20 protein-coding genes, 1 tRNA gene and 1 riboswitch are annotated in these 21843 nt (G+C 38.4%); of the genes, 14 read left to right on the forward strand and 7 right to left on the reverse strand.

Annotated features, from left to right (window positions below):
• Positions 1-21: 21 nt before the first annotated feature.
• Positions 22-120, reverse strand: a riboswitch (TPP riboswitch).
• A 73-nt stretch (positions 121-193) separates the two neighbouring features.
• The 7 genes from TEGAF0_RS00820 to porQ all read left to right on the forward strand — a co-directional run bounded on the left by TEGAF0_RS00820 (position 194) and on the right by porQ (position 7261).
• Positions 194-922, forward strand: a complete 729-nt coding sequence (locus TEGAF0_RS00820) for a head GIN domain-containing protein (protein WP_264899271.1) — start codon at positions 194-196, stop codon at positions 920-922.
• 58 nt (positions 923-980) lie between these two features.
• A tRNA-Met gene (locus TEGAF0_RS00825) sits at positions 981-1052 on the forward strand.
• Positions 1053-1139: 87 nt separating this feature from the next.
• Positions 1140-2012, forward strand: a complete 873-nt coding sequence (gene era / locus TEGAF0_RS00830) for a GTPase Era (protein ID WP_264899272.1) — start codon at positions 1140-1142, stop codon at positions 2010-2012.
• A 35-nt stretch (positions 2013-2047) separates the two neighbouring features.
• Positions 2048-3361 carry a ribosome biogenesis GTPase Der gene (der, locus tag TEGAF0_RS00835; RefSeq protein WP_264899273.1) on the forward strand — a complete coding sequence of 438 codons (1314 nt, stop codon included), beginning with the start codon at positions 2048-2050 and terminating at the stop codon, positions 3359-3361.
• Positions 3362-3439: 78 nt separating this feature from the next.
• On the forward strand, positions 3440-3625 hold the full coding sequence (locus TEGAF0_RS00840) for a hypothetical protein (RefSeq protein ID WP_264899274.1): 186 nt from the start codon (positions 3440-3442) through the stop codon (positions 3623-3625).
• A 196-nt stretch (positions 3626-3821) separates the two neighbouring features.
• Positions 3822-6224: an endopeptidase La gene (gene lon / locus TEGAF0_RS00845; protein ID WP_264899276.1), complete on the forward strand. Its 2403-nt coding sequence runs from the start codon at positions 3822-3824 to the stop codon at positions 6222-6224.
• Positions 6225-6241: 17 nt separating this feature from the next.
• A complete protein-coding gene (porQ, locus tag TEGAF0_RS00850) occupies positions 6242-7261 on the forward strand; it encodes a type IX secretion system protein PorQ (RefSeq protein WP_264899278.1) in 1020 nt (339 codons plus the stop codon).
• 90 nt (positions 7262-7351) lie between these two features.
• Here porQ and amaB read toward each other — a convergent pair whose 3' ends face one another.
• The 7 genes from amaB to TEGAF0_RS00885 all read right to left on the reverse strand — a co-directional run bounded on the left by amaB (position 7352) and on the right by TEGAF0_RS00885 (position 15323).
• The gene (gene amaB / locus TEGAF0_RS00855; RefSeq protein ID WP_264899280.1) at positions 7352-8875 is read right to left on the reverse strand and encodes an L-piperidine-6-carboxylate dehydrogenase; all 1524 of its coding nucleotides are present in this window, start codon (positions 8873-8875) and stop codon (positions 7352-7354) included.
• 50 nt (positions 8876-8925) lie between these two features.
• The gene (locus TEGAF0_RS00860) at positions 8926-9624 is read right to left on the reverse strand and encodes a LytR/AlgR family response regulator transcription factor (RefSeq protein ID WP_264899282.1); all 699 of its coding nucleotides are present in this window, start codon (positions 9622-9624) and stop codon (positions 8926-8928) included.
• On the reverse strand, positions 9621-10715 hold the full coding sequence (locus TEGAF0_RS00865; RefSeq protein ID WP_264899283.1) for a sensor histidine kinase: 1095 nt from the start codon (positions 10713-10715) through the stop codon (positions 9621-9623). Before TEGAF0_RS00865 ends, TEGAF0_RS00860 begins: the two co-directional genes overlap by 4 nt.
• An 80-nt stretch (positions 10716-10795) precedes the next feature.
• Entirely contained in the window at positions 10796-11677 is an 882-nt protein-coding gene (locus TEGAF0_RS00870; protein ID WP_264899285.1) for a Ppx/GppA phosphatase family protein, read from the reverse strand.
• On the reverse strand, positions 11658-13751 hold the full coding sequence (gene ppk1, locus TEGAF0_RS00875) for a polyphosphate kinase 1 (RefSeq protein ID WP_264899286.1): 2094 nt from the start codon (positions 13749-13751) through the stop codon (positions 11658-11660). Before ppk1 ends, TEGAF0_RS00870 begins: the two co-directional genes overlap by 20 nt.
• A gap of 71 nt (positions 13752-13822) precedes the next feature.
• The gene (rfaE2, locus tag TEGAF0_RS00880) at positions 13823-14320 is read right to left on the reverse strand and encodes a D-glycero-beta-D-manno-heptose 1-phosphate adenylyltransferase (protein WP_264899287.1); all 498 of its coding nucleotides are present in this window, start codon (positions 14318-14320) and stop codon (positions 13823-13825) included.
• Complete coding sequence (locus tag TEGAF0_RS00885) at positions 14298-15323, reverse strand: lysylphosphatidylglycerol synthase transmembrane domain-containing protein (RefSeq protein WP_264899288.1); 1026 nt, start codon at positions 15321-15323, stop codon at positions 14298-14300. Before TEGAF0_RS00885 ends, rfaE2 begins: the two co-directional genes overlap by 23 nt.
• Positions 15324-15461: 138 nt before the next feature.
• Here TEGAF0_RS00885 and TEGAF0_RS00890 point away from each other — a divergent pair, with 138 nt between their 5' ends.
• The 7 genes from TEGAF0_RS00890 to TEGAF0_RS00920 all read left to right on the forward strand — a co-directional run bounded on the left by TEGAF0_RS00890 (position 15462) and on the right by TEGAF0_RS00920 (position 21841).
• Positions 15462-16280 carry a glycogen/starch synthase gene (locus TEGAF0_RS00890; protein ID WP_264899289.1) on the forward strand — a complete coding sequence of 273 codons (819 nt, stop codon included), beginning with the start codon at positions 15462-15464 and terminating at the stop codon, positions 16278-16280.
• A gap of 9 nt (positions 16281-16289) precedes the next feature.
• Positions 16290-17774, forward strand: coding sequence for a DUF4270 domain-containing protein (locus TEGAF0_RS00895; RefSeq protein WP_264899290.1), 1485 nt, complete (start codon positions 16290-16292; stop codon positions 17772-17774).
• A 25-nt stretch (positions 17775-17799) separates the two neighbouring features.
• On the forward strand, positions 17800-19053 hold the full coding sequence (gene metK, locus TEGAF0_RS00900) for a methionine adenosyltransferase (RefSeq protein WP_264899292.1): 1254 nt from the start codon (positions 17800-17802) through the stop codon (positions 19051-19053).
• A gap of 65 nt (positions 19054-19118) precedes the next feature.
• Complete coding sequence (locus tag TEGAF0_RS00905; RefSeq protein ID WP_264899293.1) at positions 19119-19625, forward strand: hypothetical protein; 507 nt, start codon at positions 19119-19121, stop codon at positions 19623-19625.
• Positions 19615-20169 (forward strand): NUDIX domain-containing protein, encoded by a 555-nt coding sequence (locus TEGAF0_RS00910; RefSeq protein ID WP_264899294.1) that lies wholly within the window; start codon positions 19615-19617, stop codon positions 20167-20169. The genes TEGAF0_RS00905 and TEGAF0_RS00910 overlap by 11 nt, the downstream gene beginning before the upstream one ends.
• A 12-nt stretch (positions 20170-20181) precedes the next feature.
• Positions 20182-20931: a 23S rRNA (guanosine(2251)-2'-O)-methyltransferase RlmB gene (gene rlmB / locus TEGAF0_RS00915; protein ID WP_264899296.1), complete on the forward strand. Its 750-nt coding sequence runs from the start codon at positions 20182-20184 to the stop codon at positions 20929-20931.
• A gap of 49 nt (positions 20932-20980) precedes the next feature.
• Entirely contained in the window at positions 20981-21841 is an 861-nt protein-coding gene (locus TEGAF0_RS00920; protein WP_264899298.1) for a hydroxymethylglutaryl-CoA lyase, read from the forward strand.
• Positions 21842-21843 lie beyond the last annotated feature (2 nt).

The following is a 21843-nucleotide window of genomic DNA, read 5'->3' on the forward strand; positions in this document are numbered from 1 at the left end:
GAAATGCAATAGGAGAGGTAGTACAGTAAATTTCACCTTCCCTTCGCAGGAATTACCCTGTTCAGGTTCAACGGGTATTTCTCAGCCAAAGCAAATGCTTGAGCACCCCGAGGACGCCGTAAAAGTAAATCAATCTTTTTTAAATTGGATGTAACTTTTAACTTGTTGAATCGTTTTACTCAAAATGGCAGTAATGAAAAAACATTTATTATTCCTTATTGGACTTTGCTGGGCTTTTATGGCTTTTTCACAAGAAGAAAAAAAGCTGGTATTCGACGCAAATGCTCAAGCCAGGTCTGTGGGAGCATTCTCAGGAATTGAGATATCCGGTGCAATCAGTTTGTATTTATCCCAAGGGAAGGAATCGGCTGTGGCGGTAAGTGCCGGAGATGCAGATTTACTGGAGAAGATAAAAACAGAAGTTAGAAACAATGTGTTGTATATATATCTGGAAACCAAGGGTATGAGTTGGAAAAAGTGGGGGAACACCGGAATTAAAGCCTATGTTACTTTTGAAGATTTATCCAGCTTGGAGGCTTCCGGCGCATGCAATATTAAGACAGCAGGTACTGTGAAATTGGATGAACTGAAAATTCAGTTGTCTGGCGCATCTGATTTTACAGGAGAAGTAGATCTTGGAAATTTAAGAATTGATTTAAGTGGTGCTTCTCAGGCCAATCTGAAAGGGAAAGCTGAAAAGACACAGATGATTGCCAGTGGAGCAAGTTCTATTAAGTCATTTGATTTAGTAAGTAATTATTGTAAAATTGATGCTAGTGGGGCTTCTTCCATCCGCATACATGTAGCAAAGGAAATAAGCGCGGAAGCCAGCGGGGCCAGCAGTATTCAATACAAAGGAGAAGCTATTATCAAAGATTTCAGCAGCAGTGGCGCATCTTCCGTTAAAAGAAAGAATGACTAATTTTTAAATATTATTTGGAAAAAGACTTGCAATAATGTAATTTTGCAATCCATTACATCGCGAGATAGAGCAGCGGTAGCTCGTCGGGCTCATAACCCGAAGGTCGGAGGTTCGATCCCTTCTCTCGCAACAGCTCAAAGGCCCTTTTGGGGCCTTTTTTCGTTAAAGTACCCAAAGCCGGACAAAATTTTGGCTGAATAATAAGTAAATTCAAAAGGTGAAAGCAGGATTTGTAAACATATTTGGAAAACCGAACGCAGGAAAAAGCACGCTTCTCAATGCATTGATTGGGGAGAAAATGGCTATTGTTTCTCCAAAGGTTCAGACAACCCGTCATCGAATCAAAGCTTTTTTGAATAAACCGGGTGAGTACCAAATCATTTTTTCGGATACACCAGGTATTATTGATCCAAAGTACAAGCTTCATCAGAAAATGATGGACTCGGTAAAAGGAGCATTAGAAGATGCTGATCTGGCATTGTTACTGGTAGATGCCAATGATAATTTTGAAGATTGTGATGCCATATTTTCAGCATTGAAGCTGAAAGTTCCAGCATTGGTTTTATTGAATAAGATTGATATTGCCGGCAATGGAAAAATTGCAGAGGCCGAGGCATTTTTTGCAAATAAATCTTATTGTAAACAATTGATAAAAATAGGAGCGCTGCAAAAATTACATTTAAATAAACTATTGAATGTAATTGTAGAAAACTTGCCAGAAGGCCTCCCGTTTTATGATGAAGATGACTTAAGTGATTTGCCAACACGCTTCTTTGTATCTGAGATGATCCGGGAAAAAATTTATGAGTTGTTTGCAGATGAAATTCCTTATCACACTGCAGTAATGGTGAACGAATACAAGGACAAAGGAAATATCATCAAGATTCAGGCAGATATAATTGTTCACAGGGAGACCCAGAAAGCAATTATTTTAGGAGAGAAAGGAATCATGATTAGACAGATTGGAATTAAGGCGCGAAAAGACATCGAAGTATTTGTGCAGAAAAAAATATTTTTGGAGTTGTTCGTTAAAGTAAGGCCTAAGTGGCGGGATAACGACCTCCAGTTAAAAGAATATGGTTACCAATAATGGTAACTGATTACCTCAACCAGAATTAAATTAAAATGAGTTACACTGTTGCTATTGTAGGCAGACCCAATGTAGGAAAAAGTACTTTTTTCAATCGCTTGTTAGAACAGCGTAAAGCCATTGTAGATGATATAAGTGGAGTTACCAGAGACCGCCAGTATGGCGTTGCAGACTGGAATGGAAAAACGTTTAACCTGATTGACACAGGCGGTTTTGTTCCTCAGAGTGAAGACATATTTGAAGTAGAAATTAGGAAGCAGGTTAAAATAGCTATTGAAGAAGCCAATGCCATTATTTTTATGGTAGATGTGGCAACTGGCATTACCGACCTAGACGAAGCCATGGCTAATTTGCTGCGCAGAACAAGTAAGCCTGTGTTTGTAGTAGTGAATAAAGTAGACAATGGTACCCGTGAATTAGAAGCCACTGAGTTTTATAGTTTAGGATTTGAAAATACTTTTTTCATCAGTAGTATTTCTGGCAGTGGAACTGGTGATTTACTGGATGGAGTGGCAGCCAATATTTCGGACGAAGAAGGAATTGAAAAAGCAGTTGACAATGCTTTACCCAAATTTGCCATTATTGGTCAGCCCAATGTTGGTAAATCATCATTATTGAATGCACTGATTGGAGAGGAGAGGACCATTGTGAGTGATATAGCAGGGACAACACGAGACACCATCCATACGCACTATAAGCTTTTTCAAAAAGAATTCATGCTGATTGATACCGCTGGTATTCGAAAGAAAAGCAAAGAAAAGGATGACTTAGAATTCTATTCTATCATCCGTGCCATTAAAGCTATGGATGAAGCTGATGTATGCTTATTGGTAATTGATGCCCATAAGGGTATAACTGCTCAGGATATTTCCATTTTCAGCTTAGCTGCCAGAAAAGGAAAAGGAATTGTTGTTTTGGTAAATAAGTGGGATCTGATTGAAAAAGAAACCAATACTGCCCGTGACTATGAAAAAGTCCTGAAGCAGAAAATGGCTCCTTTCTCCGATGTTCCGGTTCTATTTATTTCGGTGGTAGAAAAAACAAGAATTTTCAAAGCCATCGAAATGGGGCTTGAAGTTTTCGAAAACCGAAATAGAAAAGTGACTACTTCAGAATTAAATGAAGTGATGCTTAAAGCGGTAGAAAACTACCACGCTCCTGTGGTTAGGGGACACTCTATTAAGATAAAGTTCGTAACACAATTGCCTACTCCTGTTCCCTCATTTGCCTTTTTTACCAATTTCCCAGATGACATAAAAATGCCATATAAGAACTATTTGGAGAACCAATTAAGGGCATATTTTAATTTTAAAGGGGTTCCGATTCGAATTTTCTTTCGAAAGAAATAAAATTTTAAGAAATTTTTGGCATTTATGGGTTTTTCACCCTATTTTTGCGACCAAATAAAAAACCCAAAAACAAGTACAATGAAAAAAGTATTCGCAATTCTGGCTGTAGCAGGTTTAATGACTGCTTGTAACAACGCTGAAACAACTGAAGCAACTGCTGACACTGCTGCTGCAACTGTAGACACTGCTGCTGCAACTGTAGACACTACTGCTGCTGCTGTTGATACAACTGCTGCTCCTGCTGTAGACACAACCAAGAAATAGTAAATACAAGTACTCGTTACTAATATTACTTCTTGCAAGAAGGTCCTCCCGATACAAATCGGGAGGATTTTTTTTTGTGTCAGTTTGTACTTTTTCATAGCGTCTTTGGCAGATGGCATCAATATTGTACCTTATACTGACCATCCAAAAGTTGTGATGGGAGACTATTTTTGTGACATTTTGACCAATGAAAATTATGGATAAGAGAAAAATATTATTTAAGGTGGAGGACGAAACGGATTTTATGCCTATCCTGCCTATAGGTGAGCAGGACGGGGATATGGATAATGAATTGGAAATACCGAATGAGTTGCCGATTCTGCCATTGAGAAACACGGTTTTATTTCCAGGTGTTGTATTGCCCATTACGGTAGGCAGAGACAAAAGTATTAAAGCGGTTAGCGATGTTTACAAGTCTGATAAACTAATTGGAGTAATTGCTCAAACCGATGTGAATATTGAAGAGCCTGAACCTAAAGATCTATGCAAAATTGGTACTGTTGCCAAAATTGTGAAATTGATTAAAATGCCTGATGGAGGTACAACCATCATCATTCAGGGAAAGAAACGATTTGAATGGCTGGAAATGATCAGTGATGATCCTTATTTTAAAGCAAGTATTCGTTTGTTTAGTGAAGACGAAGCTCCGGCAACCGACGACTTTAAGGCCTATGTTAGTACTATAAAAGACCTGGCGGCTCAAATTATTCAGCTATCACCCAATTTGCCTACAGAAGCTTCCATTATTTTAAAGAATATTGAGAACCCTGCCTTCCTGATCAATTTCGTTAGCAATAATTTAAATAGTGATTTACACGAAAAGCAATCCTTGCTTGAAATCAATGATATCACTGAACGTGCTGTTAAACTGGTGCAAATCTTACAAAGAGAATTGCAGTTTGCAGAGTTGAAAGATAAAGTTACCAATAAGACCAGGACAGAATTAGATAAGCAACAGAGGGACTATTTTCTTCAACAGCAACTCAAAAGTATTAAAGAAGAATTGGGTGGCGATACCAATGAGCGGGAAATAGCAGAAATGAAGAAAAAGGCTGAATCTAAAAAATGGCCCGAAGCTGCTAAGAATGCCTTTAATACTGGTATACAGAAACTGGAAAGAATGCATGCATCTACGCCAGACTACTCTGTTGTGTATAATCATCTTGATTTAATGCTGGATCTTCCATGGGAAGAATATACCAATGATAATTATGATTTAAAGAATGCACAGAAAGTATTGGATATAGACCATTATGGCATGTTGAAAATCAAGAGCAGGATTCTTGAATATCTGGCAGTTTTGAAATTGAAAGGAGATATGAAAAGTCCTATTCTGTGTTTTTTAGGCCCTCCCGGAATTGGTAAAACTTCTTTAGGAAAATCCATTGCACACGCAATAGGTAGAAAATATGTTCGCCTGAGTTTAGGAGGTCTGCACGATGAAAGTGAAATACGAGGTCATCGTAAAACCTATATTGGCGCAATGCCGGGAAGAATTTTGCAGAATATTCGAAAAGTAAAAACTTCTAATCCGGTAATGATTCTGGATGAAATAGATAAAATTGGCGCAGATCATCGTGGAGATCCTTCTTCTGCTTTGCTTGAAGTGCTGGACCCTGAACAGAATCATACATTTTATGACAATTATTTGGAGCTGGAATACGATTTAAGTAAAGTGCTTTTTATTGCAACTGCCAATAATTTACAGAATATTCAACCTGCTTTAAGAGATCGATTAGAGATTATTGATTTGAGTGGATATGCAGTAGAAGAAAAATTGGAGATTGCGAAACGTCATCTGGTTCCCAAACAAAAGGAAGCACATGGATTAGGGAAAGTGAATTTTAAAATTGTGGATAAGGTTTTAGAAAAAGTGATTGAACAATATACCCGTGAAAGTGGAGTTCGTGAACTTGATAGACAAATCGCTTCTATTATGCGTTACCAGGCAAAGGAAATGGCATTGAAAGGAAAAGTCAAGACGAGTGTAAGTGCCAATGATGTTGAAAAAATTCTGGGTCAGCAACGATACAGTAATGAAATTTACAAAACAGCCAATATGCCGGGTGTAGTTGTAGGATTGGCCTGGACCTATGTTGGTGGGGATATTTTGTTTATAGAGACTATCTTGAGTGAAGGAAAAGGGGAGCTGAAGCTGACTGGAAATCTGGGAAATGTGATGAAGGAAAGTGCAACCACTGCACTCAGCTATATTCAGGCGAACTTTAAAAAGCTGGGTATTGATCCTGAATTATTCAAGACGAGAAATATACATATACATGTTCCTGAAGGCGCTGTTCCTAAAGATGGACCCAGTGCAGGTATAACCATGCTTACTTCTATCACTTCTGCCTTTACCGGGCGGAAAGTGAAATCCTTCCTGGCTATGACTGGAGAAATTACATTAAGGGGTCAGGTGTTGCCAGTGGGTGGAATCAAGGAAAAAGTACTGGCTGCAAAAAGAGCTGGATTAAAAGAAATCGTACTCTGTCATCTGAATCAGAAAGACGTGGATGAAATTGATAGCAGTTTTATAAAAGGTTTGCATTTTCATTATGTAAAAACGATGCAGCAGGTTATTGATTATGCATTGGTATAGTTGTATTTTTATACCCAATGCATATTCGTATACTTCAGATATTTTATTTGTTCCTCATTGCCACTGAGCTAAATGCACAAACGCTTGGTGGCAATGCTGTTTATAATTTTCTTACACAACCCGGCAGTGCTCAAATTGCAGCTTTGGGAGGAACGAATATTAGTCATCAGTCTAATGACGTTTCAGTAGGATTAAGTAATCCTGCATTGTTGAGAAGTTCAATGCACCATCAGGTGGCAACCTCTTTCAATGGCTTTTTAGCCGGAATTAATAATTTTTCTGTTGTAACTGCATTTAAACATACTTCTTTTACGTGGGGCGCAGGCGTTCAGTTCCTGGATTATGGGACTATAACTCAAACAGATGCTGCAGGAACGGTATTTGGTACCATTCGTCCACGTGATTATGCCATTCAGCTCATGGCGAGTAAACAATTTGGAGATCGTTTTTATGTAGGAAGCGCTGTGAAATTCATACAGAGTAATTATGGTCAATTCCGGTCTTCCGGTATTGCTCTTGATGTGGGATTAACTTATCAGGATACCATCAATCAATGGCAGGCAGCAGTCTTAGTGAAAAATATAGGAACACAGATAAGTACATATGGCGGTGGGGCAAAAGAAGAGCTTCCCTTTGATGTGCAGGCAGGAATTAGTAAACGGTTGGCTAATGCTCCCATTCAGTTTTCTTTGACCGCACATAATTTACATCGCTTAAGAATTTTATACAATGACACAACATTCAATGCTGCTGAAGGTGATTTAAGAACGGCAGGCTTTCTCCAGAAGACCTTTGCACATCTGATTTTGGCTGCACAGTTTTATATTGGAGATAAACTGGAAGCTACTGTAGGATATAATTTTCTGCGAAGACAGGATTTAAATGTATTCAATGCAGCCAGCGGGTTAAATGGATTAACAGCCGGTGCAGGTTTTCTACATAAGAAACTGCATGTTCGATATGCAACCGGTTTCTATCAACAAAAAGTATTTCATCAGTTCACTTTGAATTTATCTATCTCAGGTAAATCCCTATAAAAGAAAGGTCTTTGTATTTTTTACAAAGACCTTTTCTTTTGTAGCGTCCGAAACTCTTTACAACTCAATATTCAGGGATGCTCGGTTTATTTAGAAGTCAAATTTGATACCCTGTGCCAAAGGTAAATTCGTACCATAGTTAATGGTATTGGTTTGTCTGCGCATATAGGCTTTCCAGGCATCACTTCCACTTTCTCTACCACCTCCTGTTTCTTTTTCGCCACCAAATGCTCCGCCGATTTCCGCACCACTTGTGCCAATATTAACATTGGCAATTCCACAATCACTTCCATTCGCAGACAAGAATTGTTCTGCCTCTCTTAGGTTTAAGGTCATGATGGCTGAAGAAAGTCCCTGGGGAACATTGTTCTGCATCTCAATTGCTTTACCTAGTTCTTTATATTTCATTACATATAAAATGGGGGCAAATGTTTCGTGTTGAACAATTGGTAGTTCATTGGTTACTTCTGCAATGCATGGCTTTACATAACATCCACTTTCATATCCTGCTCCGGATAATACACCTCCTTCCACAATGAATTTTCCTCCCTGTGCCTTACACTGTTCAATTGAATTGAGGTACATAGCTACTGCATCTTTGTCTATCAAAGGGCCTACGTGATTTTGTGCATCAAGCGGATTGCCTATTTTTAATTGTGCATAAGCTTTTGTAATCTTCTGTGTGAAAGTTTCGTATACCGATTCGTGAATTATTAATCTTCTTGTAGTGGTGCACCTTTGGCCTGCAGTACCTACTGCGCCAAATACCGCACCAATCAATGACATGTCTAAGTCGGCATCTTTGGAAATAATGATTGCATTGTTACCGCCCAACTCCAGAATGCTCTTGCCTAGTCTGCCGGCAACAGCCTTGCTTAATTCTTTACCCATTCTGGTAGATCCAGTTGCAGAAACCAGTGGTATTCTGGTATCATGGCTTAACCATTCGCCAACTTCTCTTCCACCTTGTATTAAACAATTGACGCCTTCCGGTACCTGATTGGCAGCAAATACTTCTGCAATAATATTCTGAACGGCTACTCCGCAAAGGGGTGTTTTTTCACTTGGCTTCCAAATAGTGGTATTTCCGCAAATCCATGCAAGGGCTGCATTCCAGCTAAACACTGCAACAGGGAAGTTGAAAGCAGAAATGATGGCAACAATACCTAATGGGTGCCACTGCTCATACATTCTGTGTTGTGGTCTTTCGCTATGCATAGTCAGTCCATACAGCTGCCGGGATAAACCAACTGCAAAATCGCAGATATCTATCATTTCCTGCACTTCGCCATATCCTTCCTGCAAACTCTTACCCATTTCGTAGCTAACCAGTTTGCCTAAAGGTTCTTTTTTGGCTCTTAATGCTTCACCAATCTGACGAACAATTTCTCCTCTCTTTGGAGCAGGCCAGTTTCTCCATTCTTTAGCAGCTGACAAACTGGTTTGAACCAATTGTTCATAGCTCTGTTGGTCTCCACTGTTTACTTCCCCAATCTCTTGTCCATCTACTGGGGAATAAGATTTTATTGCTTTACCATTGGTGGTTAACCATTTGGTTCCTGTTGAAACACCTTGATTTCTTTGTTGTAACCCCAGTTGCTGCAAGAATTCCATATCGAATGTATTTTTGGCAAAGGTACATCCAAAAAATGGAATGCCGGGGCTTAGGAAAGTTTCGAAATTGTCAATAACTGGTCGTATACTTGATTATAACTGCTTCCGATTGGTACTTCCTTTCCAGATACCCAGATTTTGGATTTGCTGAATTTTTCTATTCTGTGGACAGGCACAATAAAGGAGCGATGCACACGTAAAAAATCTCTTGAAGGTAATTTGTCACTAATGCTTTTTAAGGTCATTAGGGTCAACACAGGGGATGGCTTTATATAGATTTTTATATAGTCATCTAATGCTTCAATCAATTCAATTTCTTTTAAATTGATTTTCATGATTTCGTAGTTCACTTTTACAAAAATTGAATTTAGCTGCAATTCCTGTGAACTTAAAAATTCTAGGTATTCCTTTGCTTTATAGCAGGCTTTTAAAAAACGATCGTATTCAAATGGTTTTAACAGATAGTCAATTGCATCAACTGAGAATCCATCAACTGCAAAGTCTTTATAGGCAGTTGTGAAAATAACAACGGGTTTTACAGCCAAACTTTTGTAAAATTGCAATCCGTTGATATCAGGCATCTGTATATCTAAAAACAATACATCAACTTTATTTTCCTGTAAATAGGCTCTTGCTTCATCTGTGTCAGTAAAAGTTTTTTCAAGTGACAGAAAGGAAATCTTACTGCAGTATTCCTGCACTACTTGAAGCGCTAAAGGTTCATCATCTATGGCAATACACTTAATCATGGATGGGTGTTGATGGTTAGCTTTACAATATAATATCCGTTTTCAATTTGATTGCTGAGGAAATATTTTTCTGGGTATAATAACTCTAGTCTTCTTTTCACATTATTAATACCAATACCAGTATTCTCCATCATATTGTTCTCACTATGGACAATGTAGTTTTTGGCATAAAAATGAATAATATCTTTTTCAATAGAAAGTTCAAAATCTATAGTACTTTGCTCCTTAGTACTTACACCGTATTTAAAAGCATTTTCTACAAAGGGAATAAAAAGTAAAGGAGCAACTAATAAGGGAGCTGTATCTCCCTTAATGGCAAAATTTACCTGTACCTTATCTGTTAGCCTTACTTGTTGTAATTCTATATAGTTGTGTATAAAAGCAACTTCATTTTCTAGCGGAACAAGTTTTCTTTCCGTTTCTGTTAAAATATATCTCATTATTGCAGAAAGCTTCAGAACAGCATGGGCCGTTTTCTCACTTTTCACAATTGCCAAAGAGTAAATATTGTTCAGTGTATTAAAAAAGAAATGGGGATTTACTTGTGATTTCAAGAATGACAATTCCGTATTGATTCTTTCGTGCTCAGATTCTTTTCGGTTTTGCTCTGTCTGCAACCATCTTCTCACAACTTCAATACAAGCGCCAAAAGTAATGACCAACAAAAATAAAACTGTATTAAAAAAATCGGCGTAAGGTCTTCTTCTAATTCTTCCTATCCGATTGCTGTTTAATCTGACTCCTCTGGCGTTTTCTGTAAGTGATGCTGGAATCTCAGGAGGATATATCATCATCGCTAGTGTTCTGGGCACATAAAGGAAGAATAACAAACACCCGATCAGGCTTAGTATATATAGAAACCATTTTTCTTTAATTAACAAGCGAGGAATCAACACCATGGTATTTAAATAATAAAATACCATCAGCATGATATTATTGAGAATGATTACAGTGAGCATATGATTGCTCATGCTAAAGTCTCTTAGTCTTGGGAAAAAGACCAGATAGGGGAGTGAGAAAAAACACAACCAAGCTGCAAGGTGCGCTATATATTGTACGGTTCTGTTTTTATCTTTGATGGTAGTAATCATTCCAATAATTGCTCTTGTGTCATTTCAAATTTAAGTGGTCTCTTCCTGATTTAGGAAAAAAAGGGCTGAAAAGGGGCGAATCATCGGTGAATATTGGCATATAAATGCTGGACAAGACCATCAGCCAAACCTATTTTAGGTACATAAATATCATCTGCATCTGCCCAACGCATTACGTTGATATAAATCTGAAGTGCTGGAACTATTACATCTGCCCGATCGTTTCTAAGTTTGTATACTTGCATTCTATCTTCCAGATTAAAACTGGATAACTCCTTATAATAATCTTTGAGTAGTTCTAAACTTAAGGGTTTTCCGTCTTTTTTCTTACTTAAAGAAAACACCTTATTGATATTGCCCCCAGTACCAATGGCAATCATTTTCTTTTGTCCTTTGGTTGCACTTTTTATGTACTCCTTCATTTCATCCCAATGATCTGTTGTAACCATATCCTTTAAAATGCGAATGGTTCCGATATTGAAAGATTTTTTAAAACTGAGTTTTCCGTCTGCAAAAAAAGTTAACTCGGTACTACCACCACCCACGTCAATGTACAAATAGCTATTGGCAACGTCCATATTTTCTGCAATATGGTTTTCGTAAATAATAGATGCTTCCAGGTCGCCGCTGATAATTTCAATTTTGAGCCCAGTCTCCAATTTTACTTTTCTGATAATATCGGCCGAATTGGTAGCGTCTCTCATGGCGCTGGTTGCACAGGCAATTACATCCTTCACTTCATAGGCATTTAGTAAATGACTATAAGCTTTCATAGTTTGCAATATCATCCCTCTTTTTGACTTGGAAATTTCACCATTTTCAAAAACATCAAACCCTAACCTTAGCGGTACCCTCACTAGGTTAAGTTTATTGAAAAGGGGGTCACCTTTTGAATCGTAGCTCACTTCTACAATCAATAGTCTTGCCGCGTTACTTCCAATATCAATTGCTGCTAGCCTCACTCTTTACATTATTTTTTCTGAACAGGTAATGATAAGTCTCAATTTGAGACCTGATTTTCTTTTTACCCGTGAAAGGTACATAGTTGTTGGCTAATTCACTGTTCAGAATCCGGGCTTTGACATTGTCCTTTAACTGAATGTGGATAATATCAATGATTTCCTGCTTAAGTACCGGGGCGGTAATGGGTACTGCAGCTTCTACTCGGTGATTTAGATTTCTAACCATCCAATCTGCACTTGATATATATACTTTTTCATTTCCGCCATTGTGAAATATCATGACCCTTGAATGCTCAAGGTATTCATCTACTATGCTAATGGCTTTAACCGGCTGTTTGAATTTTTTCTTATCAATTTCTGCACAGAAAATGCCCCTTACAATCATTTCAATCTTAACTCCGGCTGCGCCTGCAGCATATAATTTGTCAATTAAGCTTGCATCGCTTAGTGAATTTACCTTTAAAATGATACTGGCAGGTCTGCCCATTTTTGCATTCTTGATTTCTGTTTCAATCAATTTATACAATTCATTGCGCATATTGGTAGGACATACCATTAATGTTTTACAGGATTTCAGTAAGATTGATCCATCTTTCCAGTTTTCCAGATAGCGGAATATTTTATTGATATCGTTCATCACATTCCTGTTGGATGTTAGTAAACAATGATCACCATAAACATTCGCTGTTTTTTCATTCAAGTTCCCGGTGCTTACGAATCCATATTGTCTGGACCGAGTGCCACTTTTTTTGCTGATTACACAAAGCTTTGCATGAATCTTTGTTTTAGGAACACCTAACAGAACTTTTACGCCTTCTTCTTCAAGAATTTTTTTCCATTCCAGATTAGCTTCCTCATCAAATCTGGCTTTTAATTCAAGCATTACCACTACTTGTTTTCCATTTCGTGCTGCATTAATCAGCGCATTTATGATTTTTGAATTAGACGCAAGGCGGTAGGCAGTTATTTTAATGGATATCACATCCGGATCCATAGCAGCTTCTCTCAATAAATCTATGATGGGGTCAAAAGCATGATAGGGAAAATGAAGTAAAACATCCTGTTTTAAAATCACGTCTGTTACTCTCAGTGCCGTTTGCAAAGATTGTGGAATGAAAGAAGCCCTTCTCGTACTTTTATCTGCAAGAATATCAGGGAAATCCATGAAGTGTCTGAAATTATGTATTCTTCCCCCCGGAATGATATTGCTCTTTCTGTTCAGATTCAATTTTCTGATTAAAAATTCCAATAGTCCCGGATCCATTTCTTTGTCGTACACAAATCGAACGGGTTTGCCCTTTCTTCTGTTTTTAATTCCCTTTTCAATTTTCTCTGCAAAACTGGTACTGATATCATTATCCAAATCTATCTCAGCATCTTTGGTTACTTTAAACACATGAGCTTCAAAAATATCATAACCAAAGTAGGAGAAAATTACGGGTAAATTGAAGCGTATAACATCTTCCAGCAAAATGATATTTTGTTCATCTTTCAGTTTGGGCAGGAGAATGAAACGTCCTACTGCTTTGGTTGGAATTTCAATCAAGGCGTATTTTTGCTGATAAGCAGAATTTTTTTTGCGCATCACAACTCCAAGGAAAATACTTTTGTCTCTTAGATAGGGGAGTTGAGGCAAACTCTCAATCATTAAGGGAATGATATTTGAACGTACCTGTTCATCAAAGAATTTCCTGACAAAAGCCTGCTGGGTTTTATTCAGTTCTTTCTCGGTTAGTATGGTAATTTTTTCCTTTTTTAATTCTTTCTGAATGCCATTCCAAATTCTATTGAATTCGTTTTGTTGCTGGAGAACTGTCATTTGAATCTGATCCAAAATTTTCTGCGGATCTTCTTCCATATACATATTGAGTTTTTTTCTTTTTTCCGAAAACTCAATCATGCGTTTTAAAGTAGCAACCCGAACCCTGAAAAACTCATCGGTATTATTAGAAAATATACCTAGAAATTTGATTCTCTCTTTTAATGGAACAGTTGGATCATTGGCCTCCTGTAAAACTCTTGCATTAAAACTCAGCCAACTAATATCTCTTTGAATTAAATGTTTCTTAGACATATTCAAATATAAGATTTACGATATAGTATTCATGTTAACTCTTTGTTGAACAGACCTGCTTTATAATCGCATCAGGAATATGATTTTTTAATATGTGCAATTATGCCGGTAGTTGAAAAGCCTTCTACTAATTCATTGATGACAACTCTTCCTCCGTTCTCCATTACTTCCTTCGCGCCTACAATCTGTTCAACCGTATAATCGCCACCTTTTACAATTACATCTGGCATAATGCCTTTTATAAGCTGTAATGGTGTGTCTTCTTCAAAAACCACAACTGCGTCAACAACAGCTAGATTGCTCAATACGATACTTCTGCTGATTTCATTGTTTACAGGACGTTCCGGGCCTTTAAGTCTCTTTACACTGGCATCACTGTTAACGCCTATAATTAATATATCAGCTTCGGCTGCAGCCTGATTTAATGAATAAATATGTCCTTCGTGTAAAATGTCGAAGCAGCCATTGGTAAAAGCAATGGTTTTACCTGCTACTTTCCAGGCCGCAATTTGTTTTTGCAGCGTATTAAGTGTGAAGATTTTATCCTTAATTGCCTGTGTTGCTCTCATGATGATTGTTTTTTTTATTGAACCAGGGTAATAAACCCAGGCTCAAGAATCCGACAATTAACACAATGATAAATTGTGCAAACCATTGCAGTGTTCCGTTGGCAAAACCAATTTCGAATCCAATTTGATTTTTTTCCAGCACTTTGGCAATAAAATATGCATATGCCCCAATACCCCCAGGGGTAATTATCATGCCAATGCTTCCAAATGCCAAAGCAGAAATAGCCACTGTAAAACTCAGATGACTGGTACCTTCGGTCGCCATTAGTCCTATCCAGGTTCCCACAATGTATAACAACCAGATTAGCGCACTGTAAACAATAAAAGTACCTTTATGCTCCAGTTGTTTTATACTGCTTAATCCCTCCCAGATTCCAGATAAAATTTTTTGAAAAACTTGTATTATGGGATGATGCGGTATTTTCTTTAGGATAAACCAAGAACCCCAGAAAATAATTCCTACTATTCCCAAAACAATTGCCCATTTAAAAAGACTTTCACTGTCTGTTGTCTTACTCATTAAAGGCGCCATTAATTGCGCCGCATAATCGCCTACTACGTCAAACTGACTGATTAAAGCAATAATAAAAACCAATCCAAGGGCTATTACATCAAAAGCACGTTCTACTAAAATGGTTCCAATCAATTTGTTAGCCGGCACTTTTTCGTATTTGGCCAGAACGGTACATTTTAGTACTTCTCCTAATCTGGGCACAGCAAGATTGGCAAGGTATCCTACCATAACTGCAAAAAATACATTTCCGGACCGGGGTTTATAGCCCATTGGCTTCATTAGAATTTTCCAGCGCAGCGCCCTGATAAAATGGCTGGCCGTTAAAATCAGAAAAACAGGAATAAATAGCCAGTAATTGGCATTTTGTAGGGATTTTTTGAAATCTTCCCATTTTTCAGGCGGTATTTGCTGCAAGCTCCACCAGACCAGGAATAAACCAATACCCAGAAAAATGGCATATTGAATGACTGCAATCCCCTTTTTTAGCATGTTCCAAAGATAGTTTTTTTGTAATTAAGCCCATTTTAACCACCGGTCATCAATCAAAAACCCTTGTAGTCTTGAATTTCGCGCTATATTTCTTAACTTTGCAAACTTATTCAGGGTCAAGTCCTAAAAAAATCGTTCATGTCTACAAAGAAAAGGATATTATTCATTGCTACTGAAATGTCTCCGTATCTGGAATTAACGGAGTTTGCAGAAGTTATTAATAAACTGGCAATCAAAAGCAATGACAGTGGTCTGGAAGTACGTTGTATCATGCCCCGATTCGGAGTGATCAATGAGCGAAGACACCGATTACATGAAGTTGTGAGATTATCAGGAATTAATGTAACGGTTGATAACGACGATCATCCTTTGCAAATTAAAGTAGCTTCTTTGCCTAATGCACGTTTACAAGTTTATTTCTTAGAAAATGAAGACTTCTTTAAACGTAAGCAGATTTTTCATGACGATGAGGAAAACTGGTTTGACGACAATGATTTAAGAACTGTATTCTTCTGTAAAGGAGCCCTTGAAACAGTTAAGAAATTCGGATGGCCTCCAGACATTATTCATTGTAGCGGATGGATGAGTGGTTTGATACCTGCTTATTTGAAAACAGCATACAAAAAAGAACCTGTTTTTGGTAATAGCAAAGTGGTATTCACCATTGGTCAAAATACCTTTGAAGAAAGCCTTGGACCAGAATTCCTGAAGCGTGCCGTGATTAATGTTAATGTGAAGGATAAAGACCTGGATGTATTTAAAGATAGCAATAACACCGCCCTTTTTAAAGGAGGTGCACATTTTGCTGATGCCATTTCTTTCGGTTCCGATGTAGTGGATAAAAAATTGGTTGATGAGTTTTCCAAAGTAAAAGGCAAAAAGGTAATTCCATTTAAAGGATGGGATTCTGATTTAACAGAGTATTTAGAATTGTACAACGACCTTGCGGGTAAGTAAAACCAGAACATGTTAGCTAATTTTAAACTGCATTTTGCACGAATTTTCTTCTTCGTTTTTTTGATATTTTCAGCAGCATGTACCCGAATTACCACAACTGAACTTGGGGCAGGTTTAATTCCTGTTGTAGATGGGGTAAATACCTTTGATACAATCATGGAGTTACAGACTGATACTTTCAATGAGTCTGATACAACCCGAATTTACAATGCAAACAATATGGTCATTGGGGCTATCAGTAACGACCCCATTTTTGGTACAACACAGGCTGAATTGAATTTTGAACTTAAACCTTCTTTTTATCCCTTTAGGGTTGCAGGAACAAAGGATAGTTTGGTCGTAGATTCTGCTGTACTCATTTTAAGTTACAAAGGATACTATGGGGATTCTACTCAACCTTTAAATGTATCTGTGCATGAAATAAGCCAGACAACCCCTTTGGATCCGTTTTATAATTATCCGGTTAATTTCCCTAACGTAAAACCAGTTAGAACGATTGGATCACTTTCTAATACTATTCCGATTGACATAAGAACTTTAGGGGATTCAGTTAAAAACAGATTTGAAAATACAAATAACCAGATTCGTATACCATTGCGTATGGATGTGGCCCGTAGATTCTTAAAGGATTATGATTCTACTAATGCCTACAAGAGCGATAGTGCGTTTCAAACTTATTTTAGAGGGTTTTCTGTAAAAGTTCAATCTTCCAATCCAGCGAATGCGCTGCTCTATGTGAATTTGCTGGATACCAATACCAAGCTGGCGTTATATTACAATACCAGTACTACTGGTGCAACAGTGAGAGACACTTCTGTAATTTATTTTAAATTCAATTCTGCCTTTGGAGGATATGCTAATTTTGTAACACGAAATACAACTGGGGCTGAAATCAATAATCGTATTACTACAACATCAAGACCTGATTCTATAGTTTATATACAAAGTGCTCCAGGCACTTATGTACGTATTCGCGTTCCTGGATTACAAAATTTAAGTAATCGCATTATTCACCGTGCAGAATTAATTGCGGAACAAATACCGGACGATAATAATCTGCTAACGCTTGATCGTTATTTTCAGGCGCCAAGACTTTTATTGTTGAGTGCGTTTGACTCAGTAAAAAATCAAAAAAGAAACATTCCTAACGACTATATCGTGGGGTCATCGGGTCCCAATACGGTTGATTTTGGCGGATTCAGAACTTTCAAAACCGTGAATGGATACGACCGTGTTGCGGCTTATAATTTTGTTATCAGCCGTTATGTACAGGGTATTGTAACCCGCAAGGACACTTCATTCACAATGAGACTTTCGGCTCCTTCTAATGATTCATTGAACTATTTCCCTCCATTCCCGAATAATTTTGTTTCTCAGATGTATTATTTAAGTCCAACACAAAGTAATGAACTGGCCAATGGCCGTGTTCGTTTAGGTGGTGGAACACATAGTAGATTTAGAATGCGCCTGAGAATTGTGTATTCACGTATTTAATTTTACAACATTTAAAAACTATAATATGCCTTATTTATTTACTTCTGAGAGTGTATCTGAAGGACATCCGGACAAGGTAGCGGACCAGATATCCGATGCGTTGATTGATAACTTTTTAGCGTTTGATCCACAGAGTAAAGTGGCTTGTGAGACTTTGGTAACGACTGGTCAAGTAGTATTGGCTGGTGAAGTGAAGTCCAAAGCGTATTTGGATGTACAGGAGATTGCGCGTGGTGTAATTCGCAAGATTGGCTACACCAAGAGTGAATATATGTTTGAAGCGAACAGCTGTGGTATTTTATCAGCGATTCACGAGCAAAGTGCCGACATTAACCAGGGGGTAGATAAGAAGAAGAAAGAAGAGCAGGGAGCAGGCGATCAGGGTATGATGTTTGGCTATGCGAGCAATGAGACCGAAGACTATATGCCTTTGGCCTTAGATTTAGCCCACAAGATATTGATTGAGTTGGCTGCGTTAAGAAGAGAGAACAAAGCCATCAAATACCTGAGACCTGATGCCAAGAGTCAGGTTACGTTGGAATACGACGATAACAATCAACCCGTAAGAATCGATGCGATTGTGGTATCTACCCAGCACGATGATTTTGATACGGAAGCGAAGATGTTGGCCAAAATCAAGAAGGATATCATCGAGATTTTGATTCCAAGAGTAAAAGCGAAGTACAAGAAATACGCGAAGCTATTCAACAAAGACATCAAGTACCATATTAACCCAACGGGTAAGTTTGTCATTGGTGGTCCTCACGGAGATACGGGTTTAACCGGCCGTAAGATCATCGTAGACACTTACGGTGGTAAGGGAGCCCACGGTGGTGGCGCATTCAGCGGTAAAGATCCAAGTAAGGTAGACCGTTCTGCGGCCTATGCTACGCGTCATATTGCGAAGAACTTAGTTGCTGCTGGAGTTGCGGACGAAATCTTAGTACAGGTTTCTTATGCCATTGGTGTAGCACAGCCAACCTCCATTAACGTGAACACATTTGGCACGGCCAAAGTAGCGTTGAACGATGGCCAGATTGCCAAGATTGTAGAGGGCTTATTCGATATGCGTCCTTACTTTATTGAGCAGCGCCTGAAGCTGAGAAACCCTATTTACAGTGAAACTGCAGCCTATGGTCATATGGGTCGTAAGGCGGAAGTGGTTACCAAAACTTTCAGAACCCCAGACGGTAAAGAGAAGAAAGTAAAAGTGGAACTATTTACCTGGGAAAAGCTAGATTATGTAGCCAAAGTAAAGAAGGCTTTTGGATTGAAATAAGTAGAATTATAAAAAATTCGGCATCCCCTGTAGTAATGCAGGGGATTTTTTATTATTTTAGGTTAATGAAAACAAGACTAATTATTTTTGGTTCCCTTGCTGCCTTGTTCTTTTTTATCCTTAGAGTACAAGGCGCAAACCTAATTACAGATGCCACTCCACTCGGCATTATTAATCTTGAGTTTGCCAGCACTGCTGAAGAATTGAATGCAGTATTGTTTGGTTGGTCCAATGCGGATGTGAAGGCCAATATTTATATCGATTTTGTTTTCATACCCTTTTATGTCTTATTTTTTTCTACAGCTGCTCAGGCCTGCTCAAAAGCTTGGAAAAGTAATGCCATGCAACATGCAGGGAAATCTCTTTCAAAAGCGGCATACGTTGCAGGCGCTTTGGACTTGATTGAAAATAAGTTCATGTTAGATAGTTTTGCGGGTAGTTTTTCCGATTTCACCCTCATATTTACCAATTGGTGTGCGGGTGCTAAATTTTTATTGTTGCTGGTGGTTATACTGTATATTGTTATCAGTTTACCATTTCTCTCTTCTATAAAAACAAATGATGGAAGCTAATCCCTGGAAAATTAATGCTGAAAAGCTAGTTTACAATAATCCCTGGATATCTCTAACAGAATTCGATGTAATTAACCCTAGCGGCGGAAAGGGCATCTACGGAAAAGTTCATTTTAAAAACGTTGCAGTAGGTGTGTTGGTGCTAGATCAAGATTTGAATACTTATCTGGTAGGTCAGTTTCGATTTACATTAAATGCCTATTCGTGGGAAATGCCAGAAGGCGGGTGTCCGGTGGGATCAGATACGCTGGAAAGTGCCAAGCGTGAGTTACTGGAGGAAACTGGTCTTGTGGCCAAAGACTGGACAGTTTTATTCCAGATGCATTTATCCAATTCTGTTTCTGATGAACTGGCGGTTATTTATTTGGCTAGAGATCTGCAGCAGTTTGATGCGGAACCAGAGGAAACTGAGCAGTTGCAAGTTAAAAAGATTCCATTTGCCGAAATGCTTGATATGGTTGAAACAGGGCAAATTACCGACGCGATGACCGTAGCTGCTGTGTATAAAGTTCAGCTCTTATTGCTTCAGGGCAAATTGAATTAAATACATTTGCAGATGGCTATTAAAAAATCATCCATCATCATTGGTCGTCAGCCTCTGGTAGAAGCATTGCAATCCGGAAAAGCAATTGATAAAATTTTATTGCAAAAAAATGCGAACGGAGAAGTGGTTCAGCATATTAGGGCCCTGTCACGGGAGCATAATATTCCCATTCAGCTAGTACCGGTAGAAAAGCTAAACGGACTAACCAAAGCCAATCACCAAGGTGTAATCGCTTTTGTTGCGCTGGTCCAATATCTGGATTTGCAACAAGTAATTGATCACGTGGTATCCAACGGGGATGTGCCCTTGTTTTTAATGCTGGATGGAGTTACAGACGTTCGTAATATTGGCGCTATAGCCAGAACAGCAGTATGCTGTGGTGCTCAAGCCATTATCATTCCTGATAAAGGTGTTGGGGCTTTAAATGAAGAAGCCATGAAAAGTAGTGCCGGGGCATTGGAGAAAATTCATATATGCAGAGTCAATAGTTTACTGAAAGCAGTTGATGATTTGCATCTGAATGGAATTGCTGTTTTCACGAGTGAAATGAGAGCCGATAAAAATGTATATGATCTTGATTTTACTGTTCCCTGTTGCGTAATAATGGGGGATGAGGGTAGAGGAGTACAACCGTATCTGGCAAAAGCTGCAGATGCTTTTTTTAAAATTCCAATGGCAGCTAAATTTGATTCCCTCAATGTGTCTGTAGCAACAGGTATGATTTTATATGAAGGCATGAAACAACGTATACATGCTTCCTGAATAATTCAATTCAAAAAAACGGAAATGCTGATTTTAAAGTAGTGGTCTGATGAGCGATAATAAATTTACATTGGTTGAATGTCCCAGAGATGCAATGCAGGGCTGGAAAAATTTTATTTCTACTACAGATAAAATCAACTATCTCAATGCCTTGCTAAGCGTTGGTTTTGATGTGCTGGATTGCGGTAGCTTTGTTTCAGCCAAAGCCATTCCTCAAATGGCCGACACAGCTGAAGTAATAGCTAACCTAGATATACAAGATTCAAAAACCAAGTTGTTGGTGATTGTTGCCAATGAGCGCGGTGCTGAAGAGGCTGTGAAGTTTGACTCAATTAGTTTCCTCGGCTTTCCTTTTTCCATTTCACCCAGTTTTCAAATGCGGAATACAAATAGTAGTCTTGAAGAAAGTTTTGAAAGGGTAAAGTTTATTCAGGCCCTGTGTGAGCAACATGGGAAGCAACTGGTTATTTATTTGAGTATGGGCTTTGGAAATCCTTATGGAGATACTTACGGAGAAGATATTTTATTACATTGGGCCAATCAAATGACTGCATTGGGAATCAGAATAATTTCACTTGCAGACACAGTGGGTTTGGCAACACCCGCCCAAATCAGCAGTGCTCTGCAAAGTCTTATTCCTGTTTACCCTGAGGTAGAATTCGGGGTACATCTGCATGCTGATTCGTTGAACTGGAAACCAAAGCTGGAAGCGGCATTAGCCGCAGGCTGCCAAAGGTTCGACAGTGCAATAAAAGGTATTGGGGGATGTCCAATGGCTCAGGACGAGCTGGTTGGTAATATGGATACAGAAAATATGATTGGATACTTCCAAGAGAAAAATATTCCTACTTCAATTGATATCATACGCCTGCAGGATTGCAGTAAAATGGCAGTTCAAATTTTTCAATAATG

The sequence above is a fragment of the Sediminibacterium sp. TEGAF015 genome (genome assembly GCF_025997995.1).
Classification (GTDB): domain Bacteria; phylum Bacteroidota; class Bacteroidia; order Chitinophagales; family Chitinophagaceae; genus Sediminibacterium.

Excerpts from the sequence above, each read along its gene's own strand:
- TEGAF0_RS00885 (WP_264899288.1), bottom strand. The coding sequence starts at position 15,323 with ATGCTAAAAAAGGGGATTGCAGTCATTCAATATGCCATTTTTCTGGGT.
- TEGAF0_RS00895 (WP_264899290.1), top strand. The coding sequence starts at position 16,290 with ATGTTAGCTAATTTTAAACTGCATTTTGCACGAATTTTCTTCTTCGTT.
- TEGAF0_RS00910 (WP_264899294.1), top strand. The coding sequence starts at position 19,615 with ATGGAAGCTAATCCCTGGAAAATTAATGCTGAAAAGCTAGTTTACAAT.
- rlmB (WP_264899296.1), top strand. The coding sequence starts at position 20,182 with ATGGCTATTAAAAAATCATCCATCATCATTGGTCGTCAGCCTCTGGTA.
- TEGAF0_RS00865 (WP_264899283.1), bottom strand. The coding sequence starts at position 10,715 with ATGATTACTACCATCAAAGATAAAAACAGAACCGTACAATATATAGCG.
- lon (WP_264899276.1), top strand. The coding sequence starts at position 3,822 with ATGGATAAGAGAAAAATATTATTTAAGGTGGAGGACGAAACGGATTTT.
- amaB (WP_264899280.1), bottom strand. The coding sequence starts at position 8,875 with ATGGAATTCTTGCAGCAACTGGGGTTACAACAAAGAAATCAAGGTGTT.
- TEGAF0_RS00840 (WP_264899274.1), top strand. The coding sequence starts at position 3,440 with ATGAAAAAAGTATTCGCAATTCTGGCTGTAGCAGGTTTAATGACTGCT.
- TEGAF0_RS00820 (WP_264899271.1), top strand. The coding sequence starts at position 194 with ATGAAAAAACATTTATTATTCCTTATTGGACTTTGCTGGGCTTTTATG.
- TEGAF0_RS00890 (WP_264899289.1), top strand. The coding sequence starts at position 15,462 with ATGTCTACAAAGAAAAGGATATTATTCATTGCTACTGAAATGTCTCCG.
- ppk1 (WP_264899286.1), bottom strand. The coding sequence starts at position 13,751 with ATGTCTAAGAAACATTTAATTCAAAGAGATATTAGTTGGCTGAGTTTT.
- porQ (WP_264899278.1), top strand. The coding sequence starts at position 6,242 with ATGCATATTCGTATACTTCAGATATTTTATTTGTTCCTCATTGCCACT.
- der (WP_264899273.1), top strand. The coding sequence starts at position 2,048 with ATGAGTTACACTGTTGCTATTGTAGGCAGACCCAATGTAGGAAAAAGT.
- TEGAF0_RS00920 (WP_264899298.1), top strand. The coding sequence starts at position 20,981 with ATGAGCGATAATAAATTTACATTGGTTGAATGTCCCAGAGATGCAATG.
- metK (WP_264899292.1), top strand. The coding sequence starts at position 17,800 with ATGCCTTATTTATTTACTTCTGAGAGTGTATCTGAAGGACATCCGGAC.
- rfaE2 (WP_264899287.1), bottom strand. The coding sequence starts at position 14,320 with ATGAGAGCAACACAGGCAATTAAGGATAAAATCTTCACACTTAATACG.
- TEGAF0_RS00860 (WP_264899282.1), bottom strand. The coding sequence starts at position 9,624 with ATGATTAAGTGTATTGCCATAGATGATGAACCTTTAGCGCTTCAAGTA.
- TEGAF0_RS00905 (WP_264899293.1), top strand. The coding sequence starts at position 19,119 with ATGAAAACAAGACTAATTATTTTTGGTTCCCTTGCTGCCTTGTTCTTT.